Source organism: Duganella sp. Root198D2 (assembly GCF_001428585.1).
In the GTDB taxonomy this organism is placed as follows: domain Bacteria; phylum Pseudomonadota; class Gammaproteobacteria; order Burkholderiales; family Burkholderiaceae_D; genus Rugamonas.
This window is the reverse complement of record NZ_LMIC01000010.1, coordinates 92,330-114,514: the sequence shown is the minus strand read 5'-3', so window position 1 is coordinate 114,514 and position 22,185 is coordinate 92,330. Positions and strand designations below refer to the sequence as shown.

At 62.6% G+C, this 22,185-nt stretch carries 22 protein-coding genes; 14 read left to right on the top strand and 8 right to left on the bottom strand.

Going from position 1 to position 22,185, the window contains the following annotated elements; all coding sequences use genetic code 11:
• The first annotated feature begins 3 nt into the window (after positions 1–3).
• Genes ASE26_RS11545 through flhA form a run of 8 tightly spaced genes read left to right on the top strand, consistent with a single transcriptional unit; the run spans position 4 to position 7,064 of the window.
• Positions 4–750, top strand: coding sequence for a sigma-70 family RNA polymerase sigma factor (locus ASE26_RS11545; RefSeq protein WP_055927459.1), 747 nt, complete (start codon positions 4–6; stop codon positions 748–750).
• A 12-nt stretch (positions 751–762) separates the two neighbouring features.
• Complete coding sequence (locus ASE26_RS11540; RefSeq protein ID WP_055927462.1) at positions 763–1,359, top strand: lipopolysaccharide assembly protein LapB; 597 nt, start codon at positions 763–765, stop codon at positions 1,357–1,359.
• A gap of 3 nt (positions 1,360–1,362) precedes the next feature.
• The gene (locus tag ASE26_RS11535) at positions 1,363–1,725 is read left to right on the top strand and encodes a hypothetical protein (RefSeq protein WP_055927466.1); all 363 of its coding nucleotides are present in this window, start codon (positions 1,363–1,365) and stop codon (positions 1,723–1,725) included.
• 19 nt (positions 1,726–1,744) lie between these two features.
• Positions 1,745–2,887: a tetratricopeptide repeat protein gene (locus ASE26_RS11530; protein ID WP_055927469.1), complete on the top strand. Its 1,143-nt coding sequence runs from the start codon at positions 1,745–1,747 to the stop codon at positions 2,885–2,887.
• Between the two features lie 2 nt (positions 2,888–2,889).
• Entirely contained in the window at positions 2,890–3,156 is a 267-nt protein-coding gene (gene fliQ / locus ASE26_RS11525; protein WP_055927473.1) for a flagellar biosynthesis protein FliQ, read from the top strand.
• Between the two features lie 6 nt (positions 3,157–3,162).
• On the top strand, positions 3,163–3,927 hold the full coding sequence (locus ASE26_RS11520) for a flagellar biosynthetic protein FliR (RefSeq protein WP_082507183.1): 765 nt from the start codon (positions 3,163–3,165) through the stop codon (positions 3,925–3,927).
• Positions 3,928–5,013 carry a flagellar biosynthesis protein FlhB gene (locus ASE26_RS11515; RefSeq protein WP_055927475.1) on the top strand — a complete coding sequence of 362 codons (1,086 nt, stop codon included), beginning with the start codon at positions 3,928–3,930 and terminating at the stop codon, positions 5,011–5,013.
• A complete protein-coding gene (gene flhA, locus ASE26_RS11510; protein ID WP_055927478.1) occupies positions 5,010–7,064 on the top strand; it encodes a flagellar biosynthesis protein FlhA in 2,055 nt (684 codons plus the stop codon). Before ASE26_RS11515 ends, flhA begins: the two co-directional genes overlap by 4 nt.
• Here the strand turns inward: flhA and ASE26_RS11505 are convergent.
• Positions 7,043–7,669, bottom strand: a complete 627-nt coding sequence (locus tag ASE26_RS11505) for a glycosyltransferase (protein ID WP_255357544.1) — start codon at positions 7,667–7,669, stop codon at positions 7,043–7,045. The two genes, flhA and ASE26_RS11505, sit on opposite strands and share 22 nt — an antisense overlap.
• Positions 7,670–7,692: 23 nt before the next feature.
• Here ASE26_RS11505 and ASE26_RS30580 point away from each other — a divergent pair, with 23 nt between their 5' ends.
• Positions 7,693–8,061, top strand: a complete 369-nt coding sequence (locus ASE26_RS30580; RefSeq protein WP_055927486.1) for a hypothetical protein — start codon at positions 7,693–7,695, stop codon at positions 8,059–8,061.
• Positions 8,062–8,193: 132 nt separating this feature from the next.
• Here the strand turns inward: ASE26_RS30580 and istB are convergent, their stop codons facing one another.
• Positions 8,194–8,994 (bottom strand): IS21-like element helper ATPase IstB, encoded by an 801-nt coding sequence (istB, locus tag ASE26_RS11495; protein WP_055927489.1) that lies wholly within the window; start codon positions 8,992–8,994, stop codon positions 8,194–8,196.
• Positions 8,987–10,492: an IS21 family transposase gene (istA, locus tag ASE26_RS11490; protein ID WP_156397930.1), complete on the bottom strand. Its 1,506-nt coding sequence runs from the start codon at positions 10,490–10,492 to the stop codon at positions 8,987–8,989. Before istA ends, istB begins: the two co-directional genes overlap by 8 nt.
• Positions 10,493–10,622: 130 nt before the next feature.
• Here istA and ASE26_RS29890 point away from each other — a divergent pair.
• Positions 10,623–11,727 (top strand): IS3 family transposase gene (locus ASE26_RS29890; RefSeq protein ID WP_156397917.1). Its coding sequence is split into 2 segments (ribosomal slippage): positions 10,623–10,873 and positions 10,872–11,727, totalling 1,107 coding nucleotides; the frame shifts between segments, so codons are not numbered across the junction.
• A 361-nt stretch (positions 11,728–12,088) separates the two neighbouring features.
• On the opposite strand, the gene ASE26_RS11470 is transcribed toward ASE26_RS29890, so the two are convergent.
• A complete protein-coding gene (locus tag ASE26_RS11470; protein ID WP_055927495.1) occupies positions 12,089–13,003 on the bottom strand; it encodes a LysR family transcriptional regulator in 915 nt (304 codons plus the stop codon).
• Positions 13,004–13,081: 78 nt separating this feature from the next.
• On the opposite strand from ASE26_RS11470, the gene ASE26_RS11465 reads away from it, so the two are divergent.
• Together ASE26_RS11465 and ASE26_RS11460 are read left to right on the top strand one after the other, a co-directional pair.
• Complete coding sequence (locus ASE26_RS11465) at positions 13,082–13,711, top strand: LysE family translocator (RefSeq protein ID WP_229207086.1); 630 nt, start codon at positions 13,082–13,084, stop codon at positions 13,709–13,711.
• 85 nt (positions 13,712–13,796) lie between these two features.
• A complete protein-coding gene (locus ASE26_RS11460; RefSeq protein WP_082591341.1) occupies positions 13,797–15,308 on the top strand; it encodes an FAD-binding oxidoreductase in 1,512 nt (503 codons plus the stop codon).
• Here the strand turns inward: ASE26_RS11460 and ASE26_RS11455 are convergent.
• Complete coding sequence (locus ASE26_RS11455) at positions 15,277–16,497, bottom strand: MFS transporter (protein ID WP_229207087.1); 1,221 nt, start codon at positions 16,495–16,497, stop codon at positions 15,277–15,279. The genes ASE26_RS11460 and ASE26_RS11455 overlap by 32 nt on opposite strands.
• A gap of 112 nt (positions 16,498–16,609) precedes the next feature.
• On the opposite strand from ASE26_RS11455, the gene ASE26_RS11450 reads away from it, so the two are divergent.
• On the top strand, positions 16,610–17,557 hold the full coding sequence (locus ASE26_RS11450) for a LysR family transcriptional regulator (RefSeq protein ID WP_055927503.1): 948 nt from the start codon (positions 16,610–16,612) through the stop codon (positions 17,555–17,557).
• Between the two features lie 39 nt (positions 17,558–17,596).
• Positions 17,597–18,466 (top strand): acyl-CoA desaturase, encoded by an 870-nt coding sequence (locus ASE26_RS11445; protein WP_055927506.1) that lies wholly within the window; start codon positions 17,597–17,599, stop codon positions 18,464–18,466.
• A gap of 4 nt (positions 18,467–18,470) precedes the next feature.
• Here the strand turns inward: ASE26_RS11445 and ASE26_RS11440 are convergent, their stop codons facing one another.
• From ASE26_RS11440 to ASE26_RS11430, 3 genes are read right to left on the bottom strand one after another with little or no spacing between them, the layout of a single operon-like run.
• Positions 18,471–19,442: an XdhC family protein gene (locus ASE26_RS11440; protein ID WP_057246272.1), complete on the bottom strand. Its 972-nt coding sequence runs from the start codon at positions 19,440–19,442 to the stop codon at positions 18,471–18,473.
• Positions 19,442–21,640: a molybdopterin cofactor-binding domain-containing protein gene (locus ASE26_RS11435; protein WP_373922075.1), complete on the bottom strand. Its 2,199-nt coding sequence runs from the start codon at positions 21,638–21,640 to the stop codon at positions 19,442–19,444. The genes ASE26_RS11440 and ASE26_RS11435 overlap by 1 nt, the downstream gene beginning before the upstream one ends.
• Positions 21,637–22,095, bottom strand: coding sequence for a (2Fe-2S)-binding protein (locus ASE26_RS11430; protein ID WP_057246271.1), 459 nt, complete (start codon positions 22,093–22,095; stop codon positions 21,637–21,639). Before ASE26_RS11430 ends, ASE26_RS11435 begins: the two co-directional genes overlap by 4 nt.
• Positions 22,096–22,185: the final 90 nt, after the last annotated feature.

The following is a 22,185-nucleotide window of genomic DNA, read 5'->3' as shown; positions in this document are numbered from 1 at the left end:
ATCATGGCTGCCGCCTTGCTTGCCTGTGAACCGGATGCCGGCGCCGCCCTGTGGCAGCGCTTCTGGGGCAGCCGCGACCCGGCGCTGCGGCAGCAACTGGTCGAGCGCTATCTTGAGTACGCACGCATCATGGCAGCCCGCCTGTTCAGCATGCGCGCCCATGCCGGCCTGGAGTTCGGCGATTTCCTGCAGTTCGCGCGCGAAGGCCTGCTGCAGGCGGTTGACCGTTTTGAGGCAGGGCATGGCGCCAAGTTCGAGACATTTGCCGCTGCGCGCATCAACGGCGCTATACTCGACGGCATAAGGTCGTACAGCGACGCGCAGGAGCAGGCGGCGGCCCGCAAGCGCATCCTGGCGGCGCGTTCGGCTGACCTGGCGCCAGCCGGCGCAGCGCCGGCCGACCCGGACGCGCTCTTCGGCCAACTGGCCGAAATGGCGGTGGGCCTGGCGGTGGGATTCGTGCTCGACGATTCGGGCATGTATCTTGCCGACGAGCCAGGCTACCCCGACAATGCCTACGCCGGCATTGAAATGCGCCAGCTCAGGCAGCGCATCCATGCCTTGCTGCACCAGCTGACGGAACGCCAGCGGCAGGTGCTGCATTACCACTACCTCCAGCAGCTGCCGTTCGAAGAGATCGCCAATATGCTGGGCTTGAGCAGGGGGCGCATTTCCCAGCTGCACAAGGAAGCTTTGGACGCCCTGCGCAAGCGCATGCTGCAGGACGACCCCGTTAACCTGATATTTTGATTGGACGCATAGATGAGCAATTCGATCCTCGCCGGGCTTGACCAGGCCGAACTGTTACAACTGGCACTCAAGGCCGGCGCCGGGAATGAGGCGGGCAGTGCCATTGCCTACTTGAAGGAAGCCGTGGGGCGCCCCGATGCGACCGCCCAGGCCCATTACCTGCTGGGGGCGGAATACGCCCAGCTGGGCATGTACGACCGGGCCGCCGGCGAAATGGAAGCGGCGATTGCCCTTGACCAGACGCTGTACACTGCGCGCCTGCAGCTGGCCTTGCTCTGGCTCGGCGCCAGCCAGGCCGAGCGCGCGGCCGGCGTGCTGCGCCCCCTCGAGGAAAGCGGCGTGCCGGCCGAGCTGCAGCACTTCGGCCACGGCCTGCTGTTGCTGATTGCCGATGACCTGGCCGGGGCACGTACGGCGCTGGCGCAAGGGATTGAGCTGAATCATGCCAATCCGCCGCTGAACGACGACATGCAGCGCATCATCGGCGAGCTGGACAGCCGGATCGCCGCCGCAGGCGCGGCAGCGCCGGCGGACAGTACCGGCGCCGAGGCGGACGGCGACGGCCAGCACTTGCTGCTGTCGGCTTATGCCGGCAACTTCAAGCACTAAAGCATGACTTCGATCAGCCCGGTCACCCAGCTCGTTGCGGCCATCCGCAGCCAGCTCGACCGCGCGGCGCCGGCGCGCCGGCGCCGGCCGGGCGCGGCGGCGGCATCGCGCCAGGCGGCGGAAGGGCTGACCAGCCTGATCGAACTGCGTGTCGCCCACATTGCTGAAGACGATCCCCAGCGCGGCCGCAAGGCGTTCCGGGTCTTCCTGGAAGCGGTGCTGCTGGCGCATTTTGGCACCAAAGTCGCCAATGATGCCCGCTTCCACCAGATGCTGGACGACATCCAGCAGGCCATGGAAAGCGACCCGGCCAGCGGCCAGCTGGTAGAACAGGCGATTGCCCACTTGCTGGCGCGCCAGTCCTGACTCACTAACGAAAGACACTATGCAGCATCAAGAAACGCCCCCACTCGAACGCCTGGCCCGGCACGAAGCCTACCTGGCTAGCGATCCCGACAACCTGTCCCTGCTGCAGACGGTGGTTGAGCTGTGCTTCGCGGCCGGGCTGCCGCAGCGCGCGGAAACCCATGTGCGCGCCGCGCTCGAACGCCATGCGGGCGAGCCGGGTCTGCTCGCGATGTTGGGCAACACGCTGCTGGCGCAGCAGCAATGGGAGCCGGCCGCCGAGTTGTTCGGCGGACTGCTGGGAAGGTTCGCCGATGGCGGCCTGGCCTACAATTTTGCGCTGGCCTGCCTGTTCCTGGGCCGCTGGCAAGAGGGCTGGCACGCGCTGGCGCCGTATGTCGAAGGTGAGGGCGCCAGCCCGGCGCCGGGCGCGGTCACCATCGCCTTGCGCCTGCTGCACCGGCTGGGCGACCTGGACAAGGCAAGCGCCCTGGTGCAGCGCTACCGCGACGCGTTCAGCCAGGCGCCTGCCTTCCTGGGCGCGGCCAGTGCCGTGTGCCTGGACGACGGCGACCTGGAGCAAGCCGAAGCCCTCAGCACGGCCTCGCTGGCCTGCGGCCGCAACGTCGAGGCGCTGGTGGTGGCCGGCTCGGTCGCCCTGGCCCGTACCGACAACGACGCCGCCGTCCCGCTGTTCGAGGAAGCGCTGGCTTCCAGCGCGACCGAGGCGCGCGCCTGGGCCGGCCTGGGCATGGCCAGCATGCTGCGCCGCGACCTGAAGAGCGCGCAGCAGCAGCTGGAAAAGGCGGTGCACTTCATGCCGGGCCATATCGGTACCTGGCACCTGCTGGCCTGGGCCCGCCTGTACAGCAACGACCTGGCCGGCGCGACTGCCGCCTTCGAAACGGCGCTGGGCCTGGACCGCAATTTCGGCGAGAGCCACGGCGGCATGGCGGTGGTGCAGGCCATGGCCGGCAAGCGTGCCGAGGCCGAGGCCAGCATTGCGCGCGCCCTCGGCCTGGACCGCGACAACCTGTCGGCGCGCTACGCCCAGATGGCGCTCGATGGCGACCTGCAGGATCCGGCGCGCTTCCACGCCCTGGCCATGCGCCTGTTGTCCATGCGCGAAGGCACGTTCGGCCGCAGCATGGGCGATATCGTGCAGTCTTACCAGAGCCGCTGAACATGGGTGCCGATTCCGCGCTCCAGATGCTGGCCGAACTGCTGTGGAACGGGCTGCTGATTACCGCCCCTTTGCTGGCGGTGACGCTGGTGGTCGGCCTGCTGATCAGCATCCTGCAGGTGGTCACGCAGGTGCAGGAAGCGTCGCTGACCTTCATCCCCAAGATCATCGCCGCCGTGGTGGTGCTGGTGGTGTGCGGGCCGTGGATGCTGAAGCGCCTGGTCGGCTATGCCACCGGCTTGATTGCCTCGATTCCGCAGCATTTCTGATCTGGCATGACCCTGAACATCGACATCGCCTGGCTGCTGGCCGTGTTCTATACCACGCTGCGTCTCGGCGCCGTGCTGCTGATGTCGCCCATCATGTCGGGGCTGGGCGGGCTGCTGCTGGTGCGCGTGTTCCTGGTACTGGGCTTGTCTGTCATGCTGGTCAACAGCCTGGACCTGCCGCTGCCGGCGCACGGCCTGGAGCTGGGGCCGATGATTGCGGGCGCGCTGCTGGAGCTGGCGCTGGGCATCACCCTGGCGTTCGGCGTGCACGCGGGATTTGCCTCCTTCACCCTGGCCGGCAAGGTGCTGGACATCCAGAGCGGCCTGGGCATGGGGTCGGTCTACGACCCGGTCACGCGCAGCAGCGCGCCGCTGTTCGGCACCATGCTGAATATGGTGGCGGTGGTGGTGTTCTTCGCGCTGGATGGCCACCATGCTTTCGTGCGCGGGCTGGCCTATTCGCTGCAGCAGGTCGCGCCCGGCAGCGGCCTGGCCGCGCTGCCGGCCGAGGCCGTGGTGCGCCAGTTCGGGCTGATGTTCTCGCTGGCCGTATCGCTGGTGATCCCGGTGATGCTGGCCCTGCTGCTGGCGGAAGCGGCACTGGCGATGGTGTCGCGGGTGCTGCCGCAAATAAATATGTTCGTGATCGGGGTGCCGGTCAAGATCGTGGTGTCCATCGTGGTATTGATGCTGACGGCCGGCAGCCTGGGACCGGCAATGGGACGCGTGTACAGCGGCATTTTCAGGTATTGGGAACAGGTGTTGGGTTAAATGGCAGAACAAGATTCCGACCTGACAGAACAGGCGACACAGTACAAGCTGGAGCAGGCGCGCAAGAAGGGCTCGGTCGCCCGCAGTGCTGATTTCACGGCGGCAGCGATGATGGCGGCCCTGGTGCTGATGTTCCATGCCTATGGCGGCGCCGCCTTGCGCGAAGCGGCTAGGCTGCAGCAGCAGATGCTGGCCCACGCCCAGGCGCTTGACTGGCGCAGCGAAGCGATGGCGGCCTGGCTGGGCCAACTGCTGGTGGCGATGCTGGCGATCCTGGGGCCGTTGTTCCTGGCGCTGATTGTCGTGGCGGTGCTGGCCAACCTGGTGCAGACCGGCCCCGTGTTCAGTTTCCATCCGCTGTCGCCGGACATGAACCGCCTGAATCCCGCGCAAGGCTTCAAGAAGATCATGTCGAAACGCACCCTTTTCGAGGCGGGCAAATCGATCGTGAAGCTGGTGGTGCTGTGCGCCGTGGCTTACTACATTGTGCGCGACATGATTCCCGGCCTGGCCAGCTTGCCGGCGCTGGAAGCCAAAGGCTATGTGCATACGCTGCTGGGGCTGTGCGGCTCGCTGCTGGCGAAAATGCTGGCTGCGCTGATTGTCATCGCCATGCTCGACTTCGGGTTCACGCGCTGGGAGTTCAGCCAGCGCATGCGCATGAGCAAGCGCGACGTGAAGGACGAACACAAGAACAGGGAAGGCGATCCACGCATCCGTGGCCGCTTGCGCGACCTGCGCAAGGAAATGCTGAAGCGCAGCCAGTCCGCGGCCAAGGTCTCACAGGCGGACGTGCTGATTACCAACCCGACCCATTTGGCCGTGGCGCTCAGCTACCAGCATGGCGTCTCCGGCGCACCGCAAGTGGTGGCCAAAGGGGCCGGCGAGCTGGCGGCGCGCATGCGCGAACTGGCCGGCCGCAATGGTATTCCCGTGGTACAGAACCGGCCGCTGGCGCGGGCACTGTTCCGCGAAGTCGGCCATGACGGCTATGTGCCGGAAAAATGGTACCCGCAAATTGCCCGCATCATGGTGTGGGTGTATACGATGCGCGAGGCAAAGCGCAATTCTGGAAAGGCAAGATGATGTTGGCGTTGCAAAAGGTGTTCAAGAACCACACCGATATGGTGCTGGTACTGCTGGTGGTCGGCATCCTGACCGTGCTGTTCGTGCCGATTCCCTCTGGCCTGCTGGACTTCCTGATCCTGTCGAACGTCAGCTTTGCCATGCTGATCCTGCTGCTGACGTTCTACATCGGGCGGCCGGTCGAGTTCTCGACTTTCCCGTCGCTGCTGCTGATCGCTACGCTGTTCCGCCTGTCGCTGAATGTGGCGGCCACGCGCCTGATCCTGTCCGAGGCCGACGCCGGCCGTGTCATTTCGGCCATCGGCTCCTACGTGGTGGGCGGCAATTACGTGATCGGCATGATCGTGTTCCTGATCCTGGTGGTAGTGCAGTACGTGGTGGTGACCAATGGCGCCCAGCGCGTGTCCGAGGTGGCCGCGCGCTTCACCCTGGACAGCATGCCTGGCCAGCAAATGAGTATTGACGCCGACTTGAACATGGGCTTCATCGACCAGGAGGAAGCCAAGCAGCGCCGCAAGATGCTGGAAAAGGAATCCGGCTTCTACGGCGCCATGGACGGCGCCAGCAAGTTCGTGAAGGGCGATGCGATCGCCGGCATCATCATCATGCTGATCAATATCGTGGGCGGCCTGGTGATTGGCGTCATGCAGATGGGGATGCGCTGGGACCAGGCGCTGCAAACCTTTACCCTGCTGACGGTGGGCGACGGCATCGTGACCCAGGTGCCGGCGCTGGTGATTGCGGTGGGCACCGGTATCATCGTGACCCGCTCCGCCTCGGACGGCAGCTTGAGCGGCGAGGTGCTGAAGCAGATGACCGCCTTTTCCAAGCCGATGTTCATTGTGGCGGCAGCGCTGTCGGTGCTGCTGTTCCTGCCCGGGATTCCGTCCGTGCCGGTGCTGTTGCTGGTGACGCTGCTGGCCGGCGTCGGCTGGCTGATGCGCCGCAAATCCGCCGGCAACGGGACTTCGGATGAAGACAGCGCCGACAGCTCGGCTGGCGAAGGGAAGGATGGCGAGACCGGCTACGACCTGCTGCGCGTGGAACCGTTCGAGGTGCACGTTGGCGCCGCCCTGGCGCCGCTGGTGCGTGGCGAGCAGACTGTCTTCATGGAACGCATCGCTGCGATCCGCAAGCAGTACGCCCTGGAGTCGGGCATGGTGCTGCCGAGCGTGCGCTTCCGGGACAGCGCGCAGCTTGGCGCCAATGCCTATGAGCTGCAAGTGTTCGGGGTTCCGGCCGGGCGCGGTGAAATCATGATGGAGCGCACCCTGGCGATCCGTGCCAGCGCCGAAGCGCGCCCGGTCAAAGGGATTGAAACGCGCGAGCCGACCTACGGGCTGCCGGCGGTGTGGATCGAAGAAGCTGAAAAGGACATCGCCCGCGCTGCGCGCTATACGCTGGTCGATGCCACCACGGTCTTCATCACCCATTTGAGCGAGGTCCTGAAGCAGCAGTCGGCAACCTTGCTGACCCGGACGGAGACCGACAGGCTTCTGCAGCGCGTGCGCCAGGACCAGCCTGGCCTGGTGGAAGAACTGGTGCCGACCGTGCTGTCCATCGGCGACGTGCAGAAAGTGCTGCAAAACCTGCTGCGCGAAAAGGTCTCGATCCGTAACCTGGAGCTGATCCTCGAAACGCTGGTCGATGCCGGCCGCAATTCGAAAGACCTGGGCTACCTGACCGAAGCAGTTCGGCAGAAACTGGGCCCGGCGATCTGCCAGGGCCTGATCGGCGACCACGCCTCGCTCAGCGTATTGACCCTGGATGCCGGCATCGAACAAGTGCTGATGGACAGCGTGCGGACGGCCGACAGCGGCAGCGCGCTGGTAGTGGAACCGCGCTATGCGGAGCAGCTCCTGTCGCGCCTTGCCGCGCAATCGGAGCGCATGATGAAGGGGAATATGCTGCCCGTGCTGCTTTGCTCGCCGGACCTGAGGCGCCATATCCGCGCCCTGGCTGAACGCGCGGTGCCGCATATGCGCGTGCTCTCGATGGCCGAGATCCCGGGCAGCGTCAACCTGAAGGCTTACGCCACCGTCACGCTGTAATCGCCGTTCCTGGCCCGTTCCAGCATGGCCAGCTGGGCCGGCAGGCAGACCGAGCGCAGGTCGTAGCATTCCACTACGCTCTGGCGCGCGCGTGCGCGGACCATGGCGAAGGCTTCCGGCTCCGCCAGGACCTGCACGGCGCATTCGGCGATCTGCTGGGGCGAGAAGAAGTCGACCAGCAGGCCGTTATCGCCATCGCGGATCACTTCCTCCACCGGCGCCGTGCGCGAACCAATGACCACGCAGCCGCAGGCCATCGCTTCGAGCATCGACCAGGACAGCACGAACGGGTAAGTCAGGTAGATATGGGCCCGCGACAGTGCCAGGATGCTGGTGAACTGCGGATAGGGGACGCGGCCCAGGAAGTGCACCCGGCTCCAGTCGGCCGCATCGCCGATTTCCTTCCGCATGACATCCTTCCAGCTCCCGCCGCCTGCCGGTGGTGCGCCATAGCTGACGCCATCGCCGCCGATCACCAGCACGCGGGCCTGGGGCCTGCGGCGCAGGATTTCCGGCAGGCTGCGCATAAAACTTGGGAAGCCGCGGTGCGGTTCGAGATTGCGGCCGACGTAAGTCAGGACTTCGTCTCCGGCCCTGAGTGTGATGCCGGTGCCGGGAATCTGGAAGCTTGCGGCGGGATTGGGGCGCAGGCGCGCCGTGTCTATGCCTGGCTGACCTGCGTGCCGCGGTAGCGGGCAGCGCCGCAGCGACCAACTACCTGTACAACGGCAAAGGCCAGCAGGTGGGAAGCGTGGACGCAATGGGTACCCTGACCGAAACGGTGTACGACAAAGAAGGCAATGTCTCGCGTAAGATGCGCTACGCCACGCCCGTGGCCTGGCAGGATGGCGCCACGCTTGCCAGCCTGCGCCCGTCCGCTACGGAGACCGACCGCCGCTGGAATTACACCTATACCAAGCTGAACCAGCTCGAGACTGAGACAGCACCGGTGTTGGCGCTGCGTGAATTCTGCCCCACCCTGCTGATTGAAATTTGACCCAGGGCGGATATTGCCATTCTTTCCGGCAACTGTGGATAAGTGTAACAAAAAAGACAAGGGTGTCAGCGTTTTGCGCTGACACCCTTGTCTTCGTCCGGCATCGGGGGTTAATGGTATAAACGATTTATATCATTGCGCGGAGGGTGTGACTTCGTCATTTCGACTGCGCTTCTGCTCCCGTTGCCGAATTCTTCCTTTGGCTGCCATGCTGCTATGTTGGAACCGATAGGATTCATTGCCAGTTTCAACGATGTGGCAGTGGTGGGTCAGGCGATCCAGCAATGCTGTCGTCATCTTGGCATCGCCAAATACACCAGACCATTCCGCGAAGTTCAGATTGGTCGTGATGACGACACTGGTGTGTTCGTACAGCTTCGACAGGAGATGGAACAGCAGTGCTCCTCCGGCCTGGCTGAAAGGCAGATATCCAAGCTCGTCGAGAACCACCAGATCCACCCGCTGTAGTACCGCCGCCAGTCGCCCGGCTTTGCCGTCGCGTTTCTCGCGTTCCAGCGTGTTGACCAAATCAACCGTTGAGAAGAATCGGGCCCGCTTCGCGTAGTTGGTGATCCCAGATATTGCGATAGCGGTTGCCAAGTGGGTCTTGCCGGTTCCAGGGCCGCCGACCAGAACAACATTTTGGGCGGTCTCGGTAAAGGCCAGCGTCCCCAGCTGCCGTACCAACTTCTGATCGACTCGAGACGCATCAAAATCAAAGCCAGCCAAGTCGCGATGCACTGGGAACTTTGCCACATGCATCTGGTGCCGAACAGTGCGCATTGCTCGATCAGTGGTCTCAGCGTGCAACAGGTGCTCTAGCAGCCAACTGCTTGTTTCCAATGTGGCGCCTCCTTTGGCGACCAGTTCGCTCCAAGCTAAAGCCATGCCGTGCAGGCGCAGGCCCTTGAGTTCAACAGAAAGGTCACGCATGATCATCCTCCGATTGAGCCAGTTCCCGCAAATTGTCGTAGCGCGCAGCATCGGCAAGCGGCGCCTCGGTTAGTTGCAGAGCCGTGGCAGCGCTTGGAGGTTGAGGTGTGCTGTGCAGCCTGGCGAGCACGTTCTCGACGTGTTCGACAGACAGGACGCCTGATTCGACGACCAGTTCTGCTGCCACTAGCACGGCATCCAGTCCGGAGACCGGGATGGCCGCCAACACCTGCGCCATCAGTCGATCACCACCGGGATGGCGGAGCAAGCCGTGCCGTAATTTCTGCAAGGGTGCAGGCAGGTCGCCAAACGGCGCTCCATTGGGCAACGCACCAGGCTTGCGTTCGATCAGAGAGATGTAATGCTGCCAGTCGTAACGCACGTCGCCGCGATCGGTAATGCGGACATGGCTGGCGACAATGGTGTCGCTAGCGGCAACGCAGACCCGATTAGGGTACAGGCGGGCACTGACCACCTGGCCGGCCAACTCACACGGCACGGAATAGCGATTACGCGCTACAGTTACAAGGCAGGTTGAAGACACGCGCACCGACTGCTCGACGTATCCATCAAAAGGCGCTGGCATGGGCATCATGTGCAGTTGCTCTTGTTCCAGCATTTCCGCGACCGTGAATTCCCGGTGCTCTGGATGGCGCAGCTCTTGCCATAAAGCCCGGCAGCGATCACCTAGCCAAGTGTTGAGTTCCTCGAACGAGCCGAAACGACGGTTGCGGGCATCGATCCAGATTCTGCGCCTGCTGTCTTGAACGTTTTTCTCCACCACGCCCTTTTCCCAGCCGGCAGCGGTGTTGCAGAAGTCGGGATCGAACAGGTAGTGTGCGCACATGACCGCGAATCTGGCGTTGACGATGCGCCCCTTGCCTTTGTTGACCTTGTCGACCGCCGTTTTCATATTGTCGTAGATGCCGCGTCGGGCAACCCCGCCAAGTGCTGCTAGGCAGCGTGCATGCGCGTCGAACAGCATTTCGTGGCCTTGGCTTGGATAGGCCACTAGCCAGAAGGCCCGACTGGCGCACAGCTTCATGTGGGCCACTTGCAGCTTTCGATAAACGCCGCCGATAACAATACCTTCCTCGCTCCAGTCGAACTGGAAGGCATCGCCTAGCTCGAATTGCAGCGGCACGAATGCCTTGGGAGCCTTGCCTTCTTGCTGACGCCATTCCCGAATAAACTTCGTTACCTGCGGATAGCAGCCGTTGTAGCCGGCGGCACGGATCTGGGCAAATAATGCCTTCGCTGTCCGGCGTTCATGCTTCGGGCGGTGCGCGTCGGCTTTCAACGCCTGGACTATCGAGTCTCGGTAAGGATCAATCTTGAGTGGGACTGGACGGCGCTGGTACTTCGGCGCTGCCTTAGGATCGGGCTTGCGCAGCCAAGCCCGGATGGTATTGCGGGACAGACCAGTGCGTTTCGCTATTTCGTGCAGTGAGAGCTTATCGCGCAGGTGCATGCGGCGGATTTTGCCTAACATTTCCATGGTGATCACCTATTAATCTCCTGCCTAAGTTATGGGCAGGGGTAGTAGAACACCTGGGTCAGTTTTCGATCAGCACACAGCTTCTAGGTGGGTCAATTTTCGGTCAGCGCCAACAACATGGGAGGCAGGCATGAAAAAGCGATTTACGGAAGAGCAGATCATTGGCGTGTTGAAGGAGGCTGAGGCGGGCGCCAGGGTGGCTGACCTAAGCCGGAAATACGGCATTGCCGAGGCGACGTTTTACAACTGGAAGACGAAGTTCGGCGGGATGACGGTCTCACAAGCGCAGCGGTTAAAGGAGCTTGAATCCGAAAATTCCAAGCTCAAGCATCTGCTGGCCGATGCCATGCTGGATAACGCGGCGTTAAAGGAATGGTTAGTCGAAAGTGGTAAGCCCGCAGGCGAAACGACTCGCCGTCGCGCATTTAATGAGTATCCATGCGCTGGGCGTGACACGGGCTTGCGGGCTAATCGGGATTTCCAGATCCTTGTTCCGGTATGCAGCGAAGCGTCCGGACGATGACGAACTGCTGGCCAGGCTAACGACGCTCGCAGGCCAGAAACGGCGATATGGTTACCGTCGCCTGCACGTGCTGCTGCGCAGAGAAGGATGGACGCTCAATTGCAAGCGTACCTACCGCGTGTACCACGCGGCAGGATTGATGGTTCGGCGTAGGAAACGTAAACGCATCGCTGGGGTTGAGCGCACGATCCGGGTGCTGGCCACGGGCGCTAACCAGAGCTGGTCGATGGATTTTGTCTCGGACGGCTTTGTCGATGGACGGCGCCTGCGCTGCCTGAACATCGTGGATGACTTTACGAAGGAATGCTTGGCAATTGAAGTCGACACCTCGCTGCCTGGTTGGCGTGTCGCCGCAGTGCTGGAACGCCTGGCAGAATCTCGCGGCTTACCAAGCTCAGTGACCGTAGACAATGGTCCGGAATTTGCAGGAAAAACCTTGGACACATGGGCATATCAGCACAAGCTCCAGCTGAAATTCATTGCGCCCGGCAAGCCGCAACAGAACGCCTACGTCGAAAGTTTTAACGGCAAGTTTCGCGATGAATGCTTGAACGAGCACTGGTTTCTCTCGCTGCGACATGCACGCCAGGTGATCGAAGCCTGGCGCCGCGAGTACAACGAGGAGCGTCCGCACAGTACGCCGAGGAATCTGACACCGAAGCAATTTGCGGAAGGGTTATTAACCGCAGACTCCAGTTCGGGGCCGTACTAAATTAGGTAGCAGGTCAATTTCTATCGATCCAGCCCTAATGCGTGACGTCACTCCATCGATTGAAGGTGTTGGCCTCAGGCATTCGTTGCAAATGCGGAGCCTCGAGAAGCTTTTCTGCAATTCCAATTGGGTTGCGTGACCAGATTTGCTGTATTTCTACAAAACGGTGTTATTCCGGATGAGCTGTGCAGTCTGAATCTCCATCAATATCGGCAAGTCGTCAGCGGAATGAATCGGCTGATCTACCAAATCCAGGCCAACATCGCATATATCTATATCATTTGTGATACGCGTAGAGATTTCAAATCTCTCCTTATGCGACGCCTGATAGGGGAAAACTGAGTTGCCCACCCCCGTGTGACTAGCTGGCGGTTTTCCCACGAGCCCCAGGCGTGGTGCCGAAACGCTGCACCACGAATTCCACAAAGCTGGCCAGCTTGGGCGTCGACTGCCGGTCGCGTGGGTAGATCAGGTGCATTGGGCGTGGCGCCGGCCAGAACTCTAGCAGGATAGGGATCAGCCGACCGGCGGCAATTTCGTCCGCCAGCACGGCGTCGGCCTGCATCACCAGGCCCAGGCCCGCGACCGCTGCCAAGCGCAAGGCTTCGCCATTATTGGAGCGCATACGACAATGGGGTGATGTGCCTTCTTCTGTGCCGAGCTGCCCGAGACGCCAGCGCGCATCGTGGCGCCAGTGCGAAAAGTCCAGGCAGCGATGCTGCGACAGTTCGCTGGGCGTGCGTGGCGTGCCGTGGCGCGCCAGATAGCCTGGTGCTGCGCACACCATCATCTGCAAAGACCTCAGCGGGCGCGCTACCATGGTGGAATCCTTCAAGGGGCCAATGCGGATGGCAGCATCCAGGCCTTCTTCCACCAGGTCGGACAATCGGTTGGATAGGTCAAGCTCGAGGTTTACCTCGGGATTGGATTCGAGATATTCGGCCATGGCCGGCGCCAGGCAGCGGCTGCCGAATGCGGCTGGTGCACTGATCTTCAGCGTGCCGCGCGGGACCGTACGCATGGCAAGCGCGCCTGTCTCCGCCGCGTGTACCAGTTGCAGGATATGCCGGCATTGCTCGGCGTACTGCCGGCCGATTTCGCTCAGGCTCTGGCTGCGCGTGGTCCGGTGCAACAGGCGTGCACCGACCAGTTGCTCGAGGGCGGCAACGTGCTTGCTGACCATCACGGTCGACATGTCGAGCGTGCGCGCTGCGGCGCTGAAGCTGCCCGCATCCACCACACGCACAAAGACTTCCATGCTGCGCATCTTGTCCATGCATTTTTAATTCTGAGTTAAAGATGTTGTTAATTTTAGGGTATTTTTAATCCTGCTTGCAGGCTGGATACTGGCGGCATGACAACAATGACCCTTTCCCTCTGGCTGGCTTTCCTTGCCATGGCCCTTGCCGCCACCTTCAGCCCAGGCCCAGCCGTGCTGCTGGCGGTTTCCACCACGCTGACCTTGGGCGCACGCCGCACTGCATACGGTTCCGCCGGCAATGCCGTGGGAGTATTCCTTGTCTCTTGCGTGGCTGTGGGCGGCATGGGCTTGCTGTTCAAGGCGTGGCCACCGGCTTTTTCCGCCCTCAAGCTGGCGGGCGCCGCATATCTTGCCTGGCTGGGCGTCAAGCAATGGCGCAATGCGGGGCAGGTGGGGGCTGCTGCCATGGCGAGTGCGCCGGAGGGCAGCAGCCGCGGTGCGGTGTTCCGGCGCGGCATGCTGGTCGCTTGCAGCAACCCCAAGGCGATCCTGTTTTTCGCGGCGGTGTTCCCGCAATTTATGCCGCCGGGCGCGGTGGATGTCATGCGCTTCCTGCTGCTTAGCCTGACCTTTGTCGCGTGCACTTTTGTCGCGCACCTGAGTTATGTGCTGCTGGCTGCTACAGCAGGTGCGCGGATCATGTCTGGTCGGCGCATGGCGATACTGCAGCGTGGCACTGCTTTGCTGTTCATTGGCCTCGCTATCGCCCTGGCTTTTGATTGATGTATACCAATCACATACCAATTAATTGATTTAATGATAATATCACTTCCCTCGGCCGAGTTGGCGCGTTATCAGGGGAGAGCACATGGATCGCAGGCGGTTTCTGGAGTTATCGGGAGGTGCGGCGGCAGCGTTGCTGGCAGGGTGCGGCGGCGGTGGTTCGAGCGGTAGTCCCTCGACCCCGGTTCCGCCGGGAGAGGCGGGGCTGAACTGGACCAGCTTATCGGCTTCACTCGGCGGCCAGTTGCTGCGACCTGGCGATAGCGCCTATGCTGCCGCGAGCCTGCTGGCGAATATGCGTTTCGACGGCACCAAACCTGCGGCCATCATCAAGTGCAATTCGGTGGAGGATGTCAGGACCGGCCTGGCCTTCGTGCGCAACAATAGACTGGCAGTGACGCCGCGCTGCGGCGGCCATAGCTGGGCCGGGACGTCGACCACCACCGGCATCGTACTGAACGTCACGCCAATGAATGCGATCCAGGTCAATGCCAATGGCACGACCAAGGTCGGAGCCGGTGCGCGGCTGGCCGAGGTATATGACACCTTGATTGCGAACGGGGTCTGCATCCCTTCCGGCACCTGCCTGACGGTGGGCATTGCAGGCATCACCATGGGCGGGGGCATCGGCATCCTCGACCGGCAGTTCGGGCTGACCTGCGATAACCTGTTGGCGGCGGAGGTAGTGACGGCGGATGGGCGCTTGCTTAGCTGCGATGCGCATACGGAGCCAGAGTTGTTTTGGGCCTTGCGTGGCGGAGGCGGCGGCAATTTCGGCGTGGCCACGTCCTTTACCTTCAAAACCCATCGGATCGAGGACATAACCGTCGCACGCGCCGATTTCCGTTTCCAGGATTTTGCCGCGATGTTCGATGCCTGGCAGCGTTGGCCGCAGTCGCTGCCTGACAATATCTGGGCGCAGATCTACATGCAGTTTGGTTCAAGTGGCGCCTCATGCACCGTTACCGCCTACTGCCTCGGCACTTCCAGTTTCCTGCAACCTTATTGGAACGCTTTCCTTGCTGCGACAGGTGTTGCCAGCAACGATATGAGCACCGCCATCAGCCAGCTTCCTTACCGCGATGTGGCGTGGAGCATGTGCACGGGGATTCCGTTGAAGGAGTGCAGCTTGAGCGGCTATTCGCCGGAAGGACGCAAGACCCGCTATGACGAGGTGCTGAGTTCCGATTTCTTTAACGCGTTGCTGCCAGCGGCAGGCATCGCGGCGTTGAACCAGTCGGTGAAAGATGCCATGGCTGCCGGCATTTCCGGTTCATACATCTTCGACCACATGGGTGGTGCGATCAGCCGTGTCGCAGAAGATGCAAGCGCCTTTGTCCACCGCAAGGCCTTGTTCAGTGTGGAATACGCCACCTGGCAGTCGCGCGCCGTCTACGACACGACGTTCCCCAACCGCATGCGCGGTGTGATGAAAGCCTGGAGCAGCGGCGGCGCTTACGTGAACTATCTCGATCCGCTTCTGAAAGAATGGCAGCCGGCGTACTACGGTGCGAACTATGCGCGCCTGTCGAAAATCAAGAAGCAGTACGACCCCGGCCGGGTTTTCAATATGTTCCAGGGTGTCGAGCCGGCGTAGGTGCATGGCGTGGCCGCAAGGCCAGCGCTTCCGTGACCCAGTAGAGCAGGGCGATGGCCGGGAAGGTAATGCCGGCCAGCAGCGCTGCGCGCCAGCCGTAGTTTGCCAGGATCCAGGCGCCAGTCGCCGAGCCCAGTGCACCTCCTGTGAAGAACACTGCGAAGTAGATGCCATTCAAGCGGCTGCGCACCTCTGCGCCCAGCGCAAATAAGGCGCGCTGCCCCAGCACGAGGTTGGCAGCTACTCCCATGTCGAGCACAATGGAAGCAATGGCCAGCATGCCGATTGCAACGACGCGCGATTCAGGTACCCACAGCGGCAGCGCAAAGCCGAGAACCCCGAGCAGGAGCGCGCCAGCGGTTGCTGGCAGCGTATGGCCTTTATCTGCCAGCCTGCCGGCGATGGGCGAGGCAACAGCACCTGCCATGCCGACCAGGGCAAACAATGCGATGCCGGTCTGGGACAAATGGAAGCGTTCACCTTCCAGCACCAGTGGCACAACCGTCCAGAACATGCTGAAGGCGCCGAACAGGCCTGCGTGATAAGCCGCACGGCGACGCAGCACAGGCGTGTCGCGGAACAGGTGCCACAGCGAACCAATCAGTCGCTGGTAGGAAAGCGGTGCGGTAGGCACGCGCTCAGGCAGTTTCGCGCGCAGCACGAAAGCCAGTACTGCCACCAGCACGGAGGCTGCGCCAAATACTGCGCGCCAGCTCGCAAAATCGGCAAGCAGGCTCGCCGCGGGGCGGGCCAGCATAATCCCCAGCAATAATCCGCTCACCACCTTGCCAACGGTCTGTCCGCGCGTCGCTTCGTGCGACAGGTGGGCGGCGAAGGGCACCAGCACCTGGGCTGCGACAGAACCGAGCCCGATGGCCAGCGAGGCAGCAAGGAACTGCATTGCGGTTTGGCTGGAAGCGGCTGCCGCCAGTGCTGCTGCAGCAAAGAGCAGGGCAACGAACACCAGCTTGCGATTTTCCAGCAGGTCTCCCAATGGGACCACGAACAGCAGCCCGAGTGCGTAGCCGGCCTGCGTGAGGGTCACGATCAGGCCCGCTGCTTCAGGCGAAAGGCCGGTTGCAGCGCTGATAGGGCCGACCAGGGTTTGCGCGTAATACAGGCTGGCGACGATGAGACCGCTGGCGCCTGCCAGCAAGGCCACCATGCCGCGGGAAATGTCATTTTTCATATTTGAACTCCGGTAGTGGAAAGCATGGGGGCATTCTGCGCGAGCGGGTCCAAAAGATAATTAGGCAACAAATGCTCTATACTTTTCACAATAAGTGAACAATTGGAGTGCCATGGACCGCCTGAAAGCCATGCAAACGTTCGTCCGCATCGTGGAAGCAAACAGCTACACCAAGGCGGCGGAAACACTCGGCCTGCCACGCGCCGCGCTGACAGCGACGATCCAGAAGCTGGAAGCCTACCTCGGCACGCAGCTGCTGCAGCGAACTACGCGCACGCTCGCGCTGACCAGCGACGGCACGGCATACTTCCGCCATTGCATGGCGATCCTCGCCGCGGTGGACGAAGCGGAGGCACCTTTCCGCGCCAGCGAAAACGCGACACCGCAGGGCCTGCTGCGTGTAGAGCTGGGTGGCGCGGTGGGACGCAAAGTGGTGATACCGCGGCTTGGGGAATTCTGCCGCGCCTACCCGAACGTCGAGCTGGTGCTGAATCTCAGTGACCGGCTGGCAGACCTGGTTCGTGACGGCGTGGATTGCGCCTTGCGCGTGGGGGCGCTGCAGGACTCCGCCCTGATCGGGCGCCAGATTGGCACCATGCGCTTCGTGAGCTGTGCCGCGCCTTCGTACCTGGCCGCGCATGGTGCTCCGCAATCGCTTGAAGACCTGGCGCAGCACAAGGCGATCCTGCATTACTCGGGACGCACGGGCCGTCCCTTTGATTGGGCGTTCAGCGCCAGTGATGGCGAACGCAAAATCGATATGCCCGGCACCCTTGCGACAAACGACGCGGAAGCTTATGCGACGCTTGGCTTGCAGGGACTGGGCCTGGTACAGACGGCGACCTACCTTGTCCGCGATCATCTCGCCAGCGGCGCGCTGGTGCAGGTGTTGCACGATACGCCGCCCACGCCGATGCCCGTTTCGCTGGTTTATCCGCAAGGCCGCATGGCTTCGCCCAAGCTGAAGGTGTTCGCGCGCTGGCTGGAGGCACTGTTCGATGCCGAGCCCGACTTGCGGCGCGACACCTCCCAAAGCTTTGTTGCGGGAGGGGAAGATTGATAATAGTATATTGTTGTTGAATTAATTCGAGCGTGGGTGATGAAGGATCCCTGTATCTCGCAAGACCTGAAGGAAAACTGGAGTAACAGGGTTCTCAATCTGGCCTCCATTTTCTTGCCCTGGATGTTGATGGCTGCCATGGCTGCCGGCGGCGGGAGGCAGCTTGCGCCAACGGTCGCGACTGCGCTGGTCTTTGCCGTTTTCTTTGCTTTAACCGTGATGGGCGTCGCCATCGGCATGCATCGCTATTTCACGCATCATGCATTCAAGACCAGTGGCTTCATCAAGGTGTGCCTGGGCGTGCTGGGAACCTGGGCGATGCAAGGCGATATCACCCGCTGGGTGGCCGACCACCGGCGGCACCATCGCTTCGCCGACAAGCAATTCGACCCGCATTCGCCATGGTATTCCGACCGCGGCCCCATCTCGAATCGACTGCAAGGCTGGTTCCACGCCCACGTTGGCTGGATGCTTTACGGACGTGTCTCACAGTCAGCGCGCTATGCGCCGGATTGTCTTGCCGATCGCAGCATTTCGTTCCTGTCGAATTATTATTGGCCGATTGTCGCGGCAGGCCTCATTTTGCCCGGCGCCGTTGGCTATTGGCTGGGCGGCGAAGATGAACTGTATCGATGCATCTTCTGGGCCGGCGCTGCGCGGGTCGCCTTGCTTCACCAATTGACCTGGTCGGTCAATTCGTTCGGCCATATGTTTGGAAACAAGGTGGCCGGCAGCGAAAACGAATCGCGCGACAATATCTTTTTTGCGCTGCTATTGCTGGGCGAGGGTTTGCACAGCCACCATCATGCACGCCCAACCTCTGCGATGAACGAACCCAGGCACCTGGATTTTGGCGGCTGGATTATTCGGGGTTTTGAAAAGCTCGGCCTGGTCTGGCAACTTCGATAAGGTCTCAGGGCAGGACGTTACGCAGGGCGATCGGCGCGCCGTGGCGGACGGCAGTCATTTCCGCCACGATGGCGACGGCAATTTCGGGCGGCGTGTGGCTGCCGATGGGCAGGCCGATCGGGCCGTGCAGCCGATCCAGTTCTTCGGACGTGAAGTCGAAGTGGTGCGACAGGCGTTCGCGTCGCTTGCCGTCATTGGCGCGCGACCCTACCGCGCCAACATAGAAGGCAGGGGAGCGCAGGGCTTCCAACAGCAGCATGTCGTCCAGTTTAGGATCATGGGTCAGCGCGACGACCGCAGTGCGCGAATCCGCGTGCATGGACAGGAAGGCGTCATCGGGCATCGAAGTGAGAAGCTTCGTGCCCGGCACGCGCCATTCTGCGCCGTATTCCAAGCGCGGCTCGCAGATCGTGATGTCGTAGTCCAGTGCCTGGGCCATTTGCGCAAGGTAGCAGGAAATCTGGCCGGCGCCGACGATGAACAAGCGCCATTGCGGACCATGCACCGTGCGCAGTTGCCGGCCATCCCAGTTCAGGGTGTCGCCGCGCCGCGCGGCGGCCAGCGTTGAGGCGCCCTGTGCCAGGTCCACTTCCCTCAATACCAGTTCGCCCCGTTCCAGGCGGCTGGCCAGTTCGTTCAGTTGCGCGGCGTCCGGCTGCGGTTCAACCACCAGTTGCAGCGCGCCGCCGCAGGGCAGGCCGAAGCGCGCGGCTTCGTCCTGGGTGACGCCATAATCCAGGCTGAATGGCAGGCGCTCGCCAAGGCGGCCTTCTCGCATGCGAGCGATGATGTCGTCTTCAACGCAGCCGCCCGATACGGAACCGACGGCAAGGCCATCGTCGCGAATCACGAGCCAGGATCCGGCCGGGCGGGGCGCCGAGCCCCAGGTGTGGGCCACCGTTATCAGCGCGTAGCGCCTTCCTTCGGCCGCCCAGCGGCGGGCGGCCTCCAGCACCTGCAAGTCGACACTTTCCATCAGGCCTTCAACTCCTCCGTGCGGATCGGCAGGCTGCGCACCCGTTTGCCGGTTGCGGCGGCCAGTGCATTCGCCAGCGCAGGCGCCAGCGGCGGTACGCCCGGTTCGCCAATACCGGTAGGCTTCTCGGCAGACGGGACGATATGCACTTCCACTTTCGGCATTTCGGTGATGCGGATAGGCGCATAGTCATGGAAGTTGGACTGCTCCACCACGCCGTCCTTCAGCGTGATGGCGCCATGCAGCGCAGCCGACAAGGCAAAGCCAACGCCGCCTTCGACCTGTGCGCGCACCACATCTGGATTAACGACCATGCCGCAGTCGACGGCGCACACGACACGGTCGACTGTGAAGCTGCCATCGGCGTTCACGGTCACCTCGGCTACTTCGGCAACATAGGTGCCGAAGGATTCATGCACTGCGACGCCGCGGCCGCGGCGCGTGCCATTCGCTCCCGCCGGCAGCGGCTGGCCCCAGCCGGCTTTGTCAGCGGCCAGTTTCAATACGCCCGCATGGCGCGGATGCTTGTCGAGCAGCGCCAGGCGGTAGGCGACGGCGTCCTGCCCGGCGGTGCCCGCCAGTTCGTCGATAAAGGTCTCGGTGGAGTAGGCAGTATGGGTCGAGCCGACCGAACGCCACCAGAGCACCGGAACCTGGATATCTGTCGGCGTATGCAGTTCGACGCGCATGGCCGGAATGCCATACGGAAGATTGGCCGCCCCCTCGACGGAAACAGCATCAATGCCATCCTTGATCATCATGCCGGCAAATGCAGTGCCGGCCAGAATCGATTGGCCGACGAGGCGGTGGCGCCATGCCGTTGGGCGGCCATCCTCGCCCAGCGACGCCTCCAGCGCATGGTGGAAGGCAGGGCGGTAGTAGCCGGCCTTCATGTCATCTTCGCGCAGCCAGACCATCTTGATTGGTGCGCGCGATTTGCTTGCCTTGGCGATCTGCACCGCTTCCAGTACGAAGTCGGCGTCCTTGCTGGCGCGGCGGCCGAAGCTGCCGCCGGCGTACAGCATGTTGATCTTCACTTTCTCAGGCGGCAAGCCAAGCAGCGCGGCGACCGATGGCTGGTCGATGGACTGGAACTGGGCGCCATACCACAACTCGCATTCGCCTTCGCCGATGCGCACGACGCAGTTCAGCGGCTCCATCGGTGCGTGTGCGAGGTAGGGGAAGTCATAGGTGGCGCGCAGCACGCGGCCAGGCCGCGCAAGGGCGGTGTCGGCATCGCCGGCGCTATGGGCGACCAGGCCAGGCTGCTGCGCCAATGTGCGGAACTGCGTGAAGATATCTTCGCTGCCCAGCTTGAACGCCCTGGATTCGTCCCAGTCGATCTTGAGCGCGTCGCGGCCTTTTTTCGCGCTCCAGGTGTCATGCGCCAGCACCGCTACGCCGCTCGGGATTTGCACCACGTCCACCACACCCTTGATCGCCTTGGCCTTCCTGGCGTCGAAGGATTTGACCGTGGCGCCAAAGCGCGGCGCATGGGCGACAACAGCCGTCAGCATGCCTGGCAGGTGCACGTCCTGTGTGAACTGCGCACGGCCATTGACCTTGTCCGCGCTGTCCTTGCGCGGCGCGTGCTTGCCGATCAGCTTGAAGTCCCGGGGAGATTTCAGCGCCACGTCGGCCGGTACCGGCAACAGTGCTGCGGCTGGCGCCAGCTCGCCGAAGGTGGCTTTGTTTGCGCCGTGCGTGACAACGCCCTCGCTGACGCGGATCTCGCCGGCAGGCACTTTCCATTGTGCCGCAGCGGCCGAGACCAGCATGGCACGGGCACTGGCGCCGGCCTTGCGCATCTGTTCCCACGAGTTGGCCATGGCAGTACTGCCGCCAGTGCCCTGGAATGCTCCGAATGCCAGGTTGTTGTAACGGCGGGCGTCCGCCGGTGCACCTTCCACGCGAACCTGGGACCATGCCGCGTCAAGTTCTTCCGCTACCAGGGTGGCAAGGCCGGTGTACGCACCCTGGCCCATTTCAACGTGCTTGGCGATGACGGTGACCATGCCGTCCGTCCCGATGCGGACAAAGGCGTTCGGCTCGAATTCCGGGACTGCAGCGGCGGAAGGAGCCGCGGCCTGCGTGCCAGGCAGGTACAGGGCCAGCGTCAAGCCGGCCGCAGCTTGTACCGCGCTGCGCAGGAAATCGCGGCGGCTGCCGTTTTCAATGCGGGGAAGATTCATGTTCATGCCAGCTCCTGTGCGGCTTCGTGGATGGCGGCGCGGACGCGCACGTAGGTGGCGCAGCGGCAGATGTTGCCGGCCATGGCGGCGTCAATGTCCGAGTCCGATGGCTTGCGATTGCCTTCCAGCAGGGCGACAGCGCTCATGATCTGGCCGGACTGGCAGTAGCCGCACTGCACAACGTCCAGCTTTTTCCATGCCTCCTGTACTACCTTGCCAATGCGCGCGCGGTCGACGCCTTCGATGGTGACGATCTTCTTCCCGACCGCAGCCGAAACCGGCGTGCTGCACGAGCGAATCGGGGTGCCATCCAGGTGCGCCGTGCAGGCGCCGCACAAGCCCATGCCGCAGCCGTATTTGGTGCCGGTCATTTGCAGCTTATCGCGCAGCACCCACAGCAATGGGGTGTCGCCAGCGACGTCAACGCGTGTCGTCGTGCCGTTGATATTCAGTGTGATCATTCCGTACTCTCCGCTCATGTGGAAATGCAAGCTTGCATTCTAGGGAGCGGGATTTGGCAACTGATAGCACGATTCCACTGATTTCTTGCC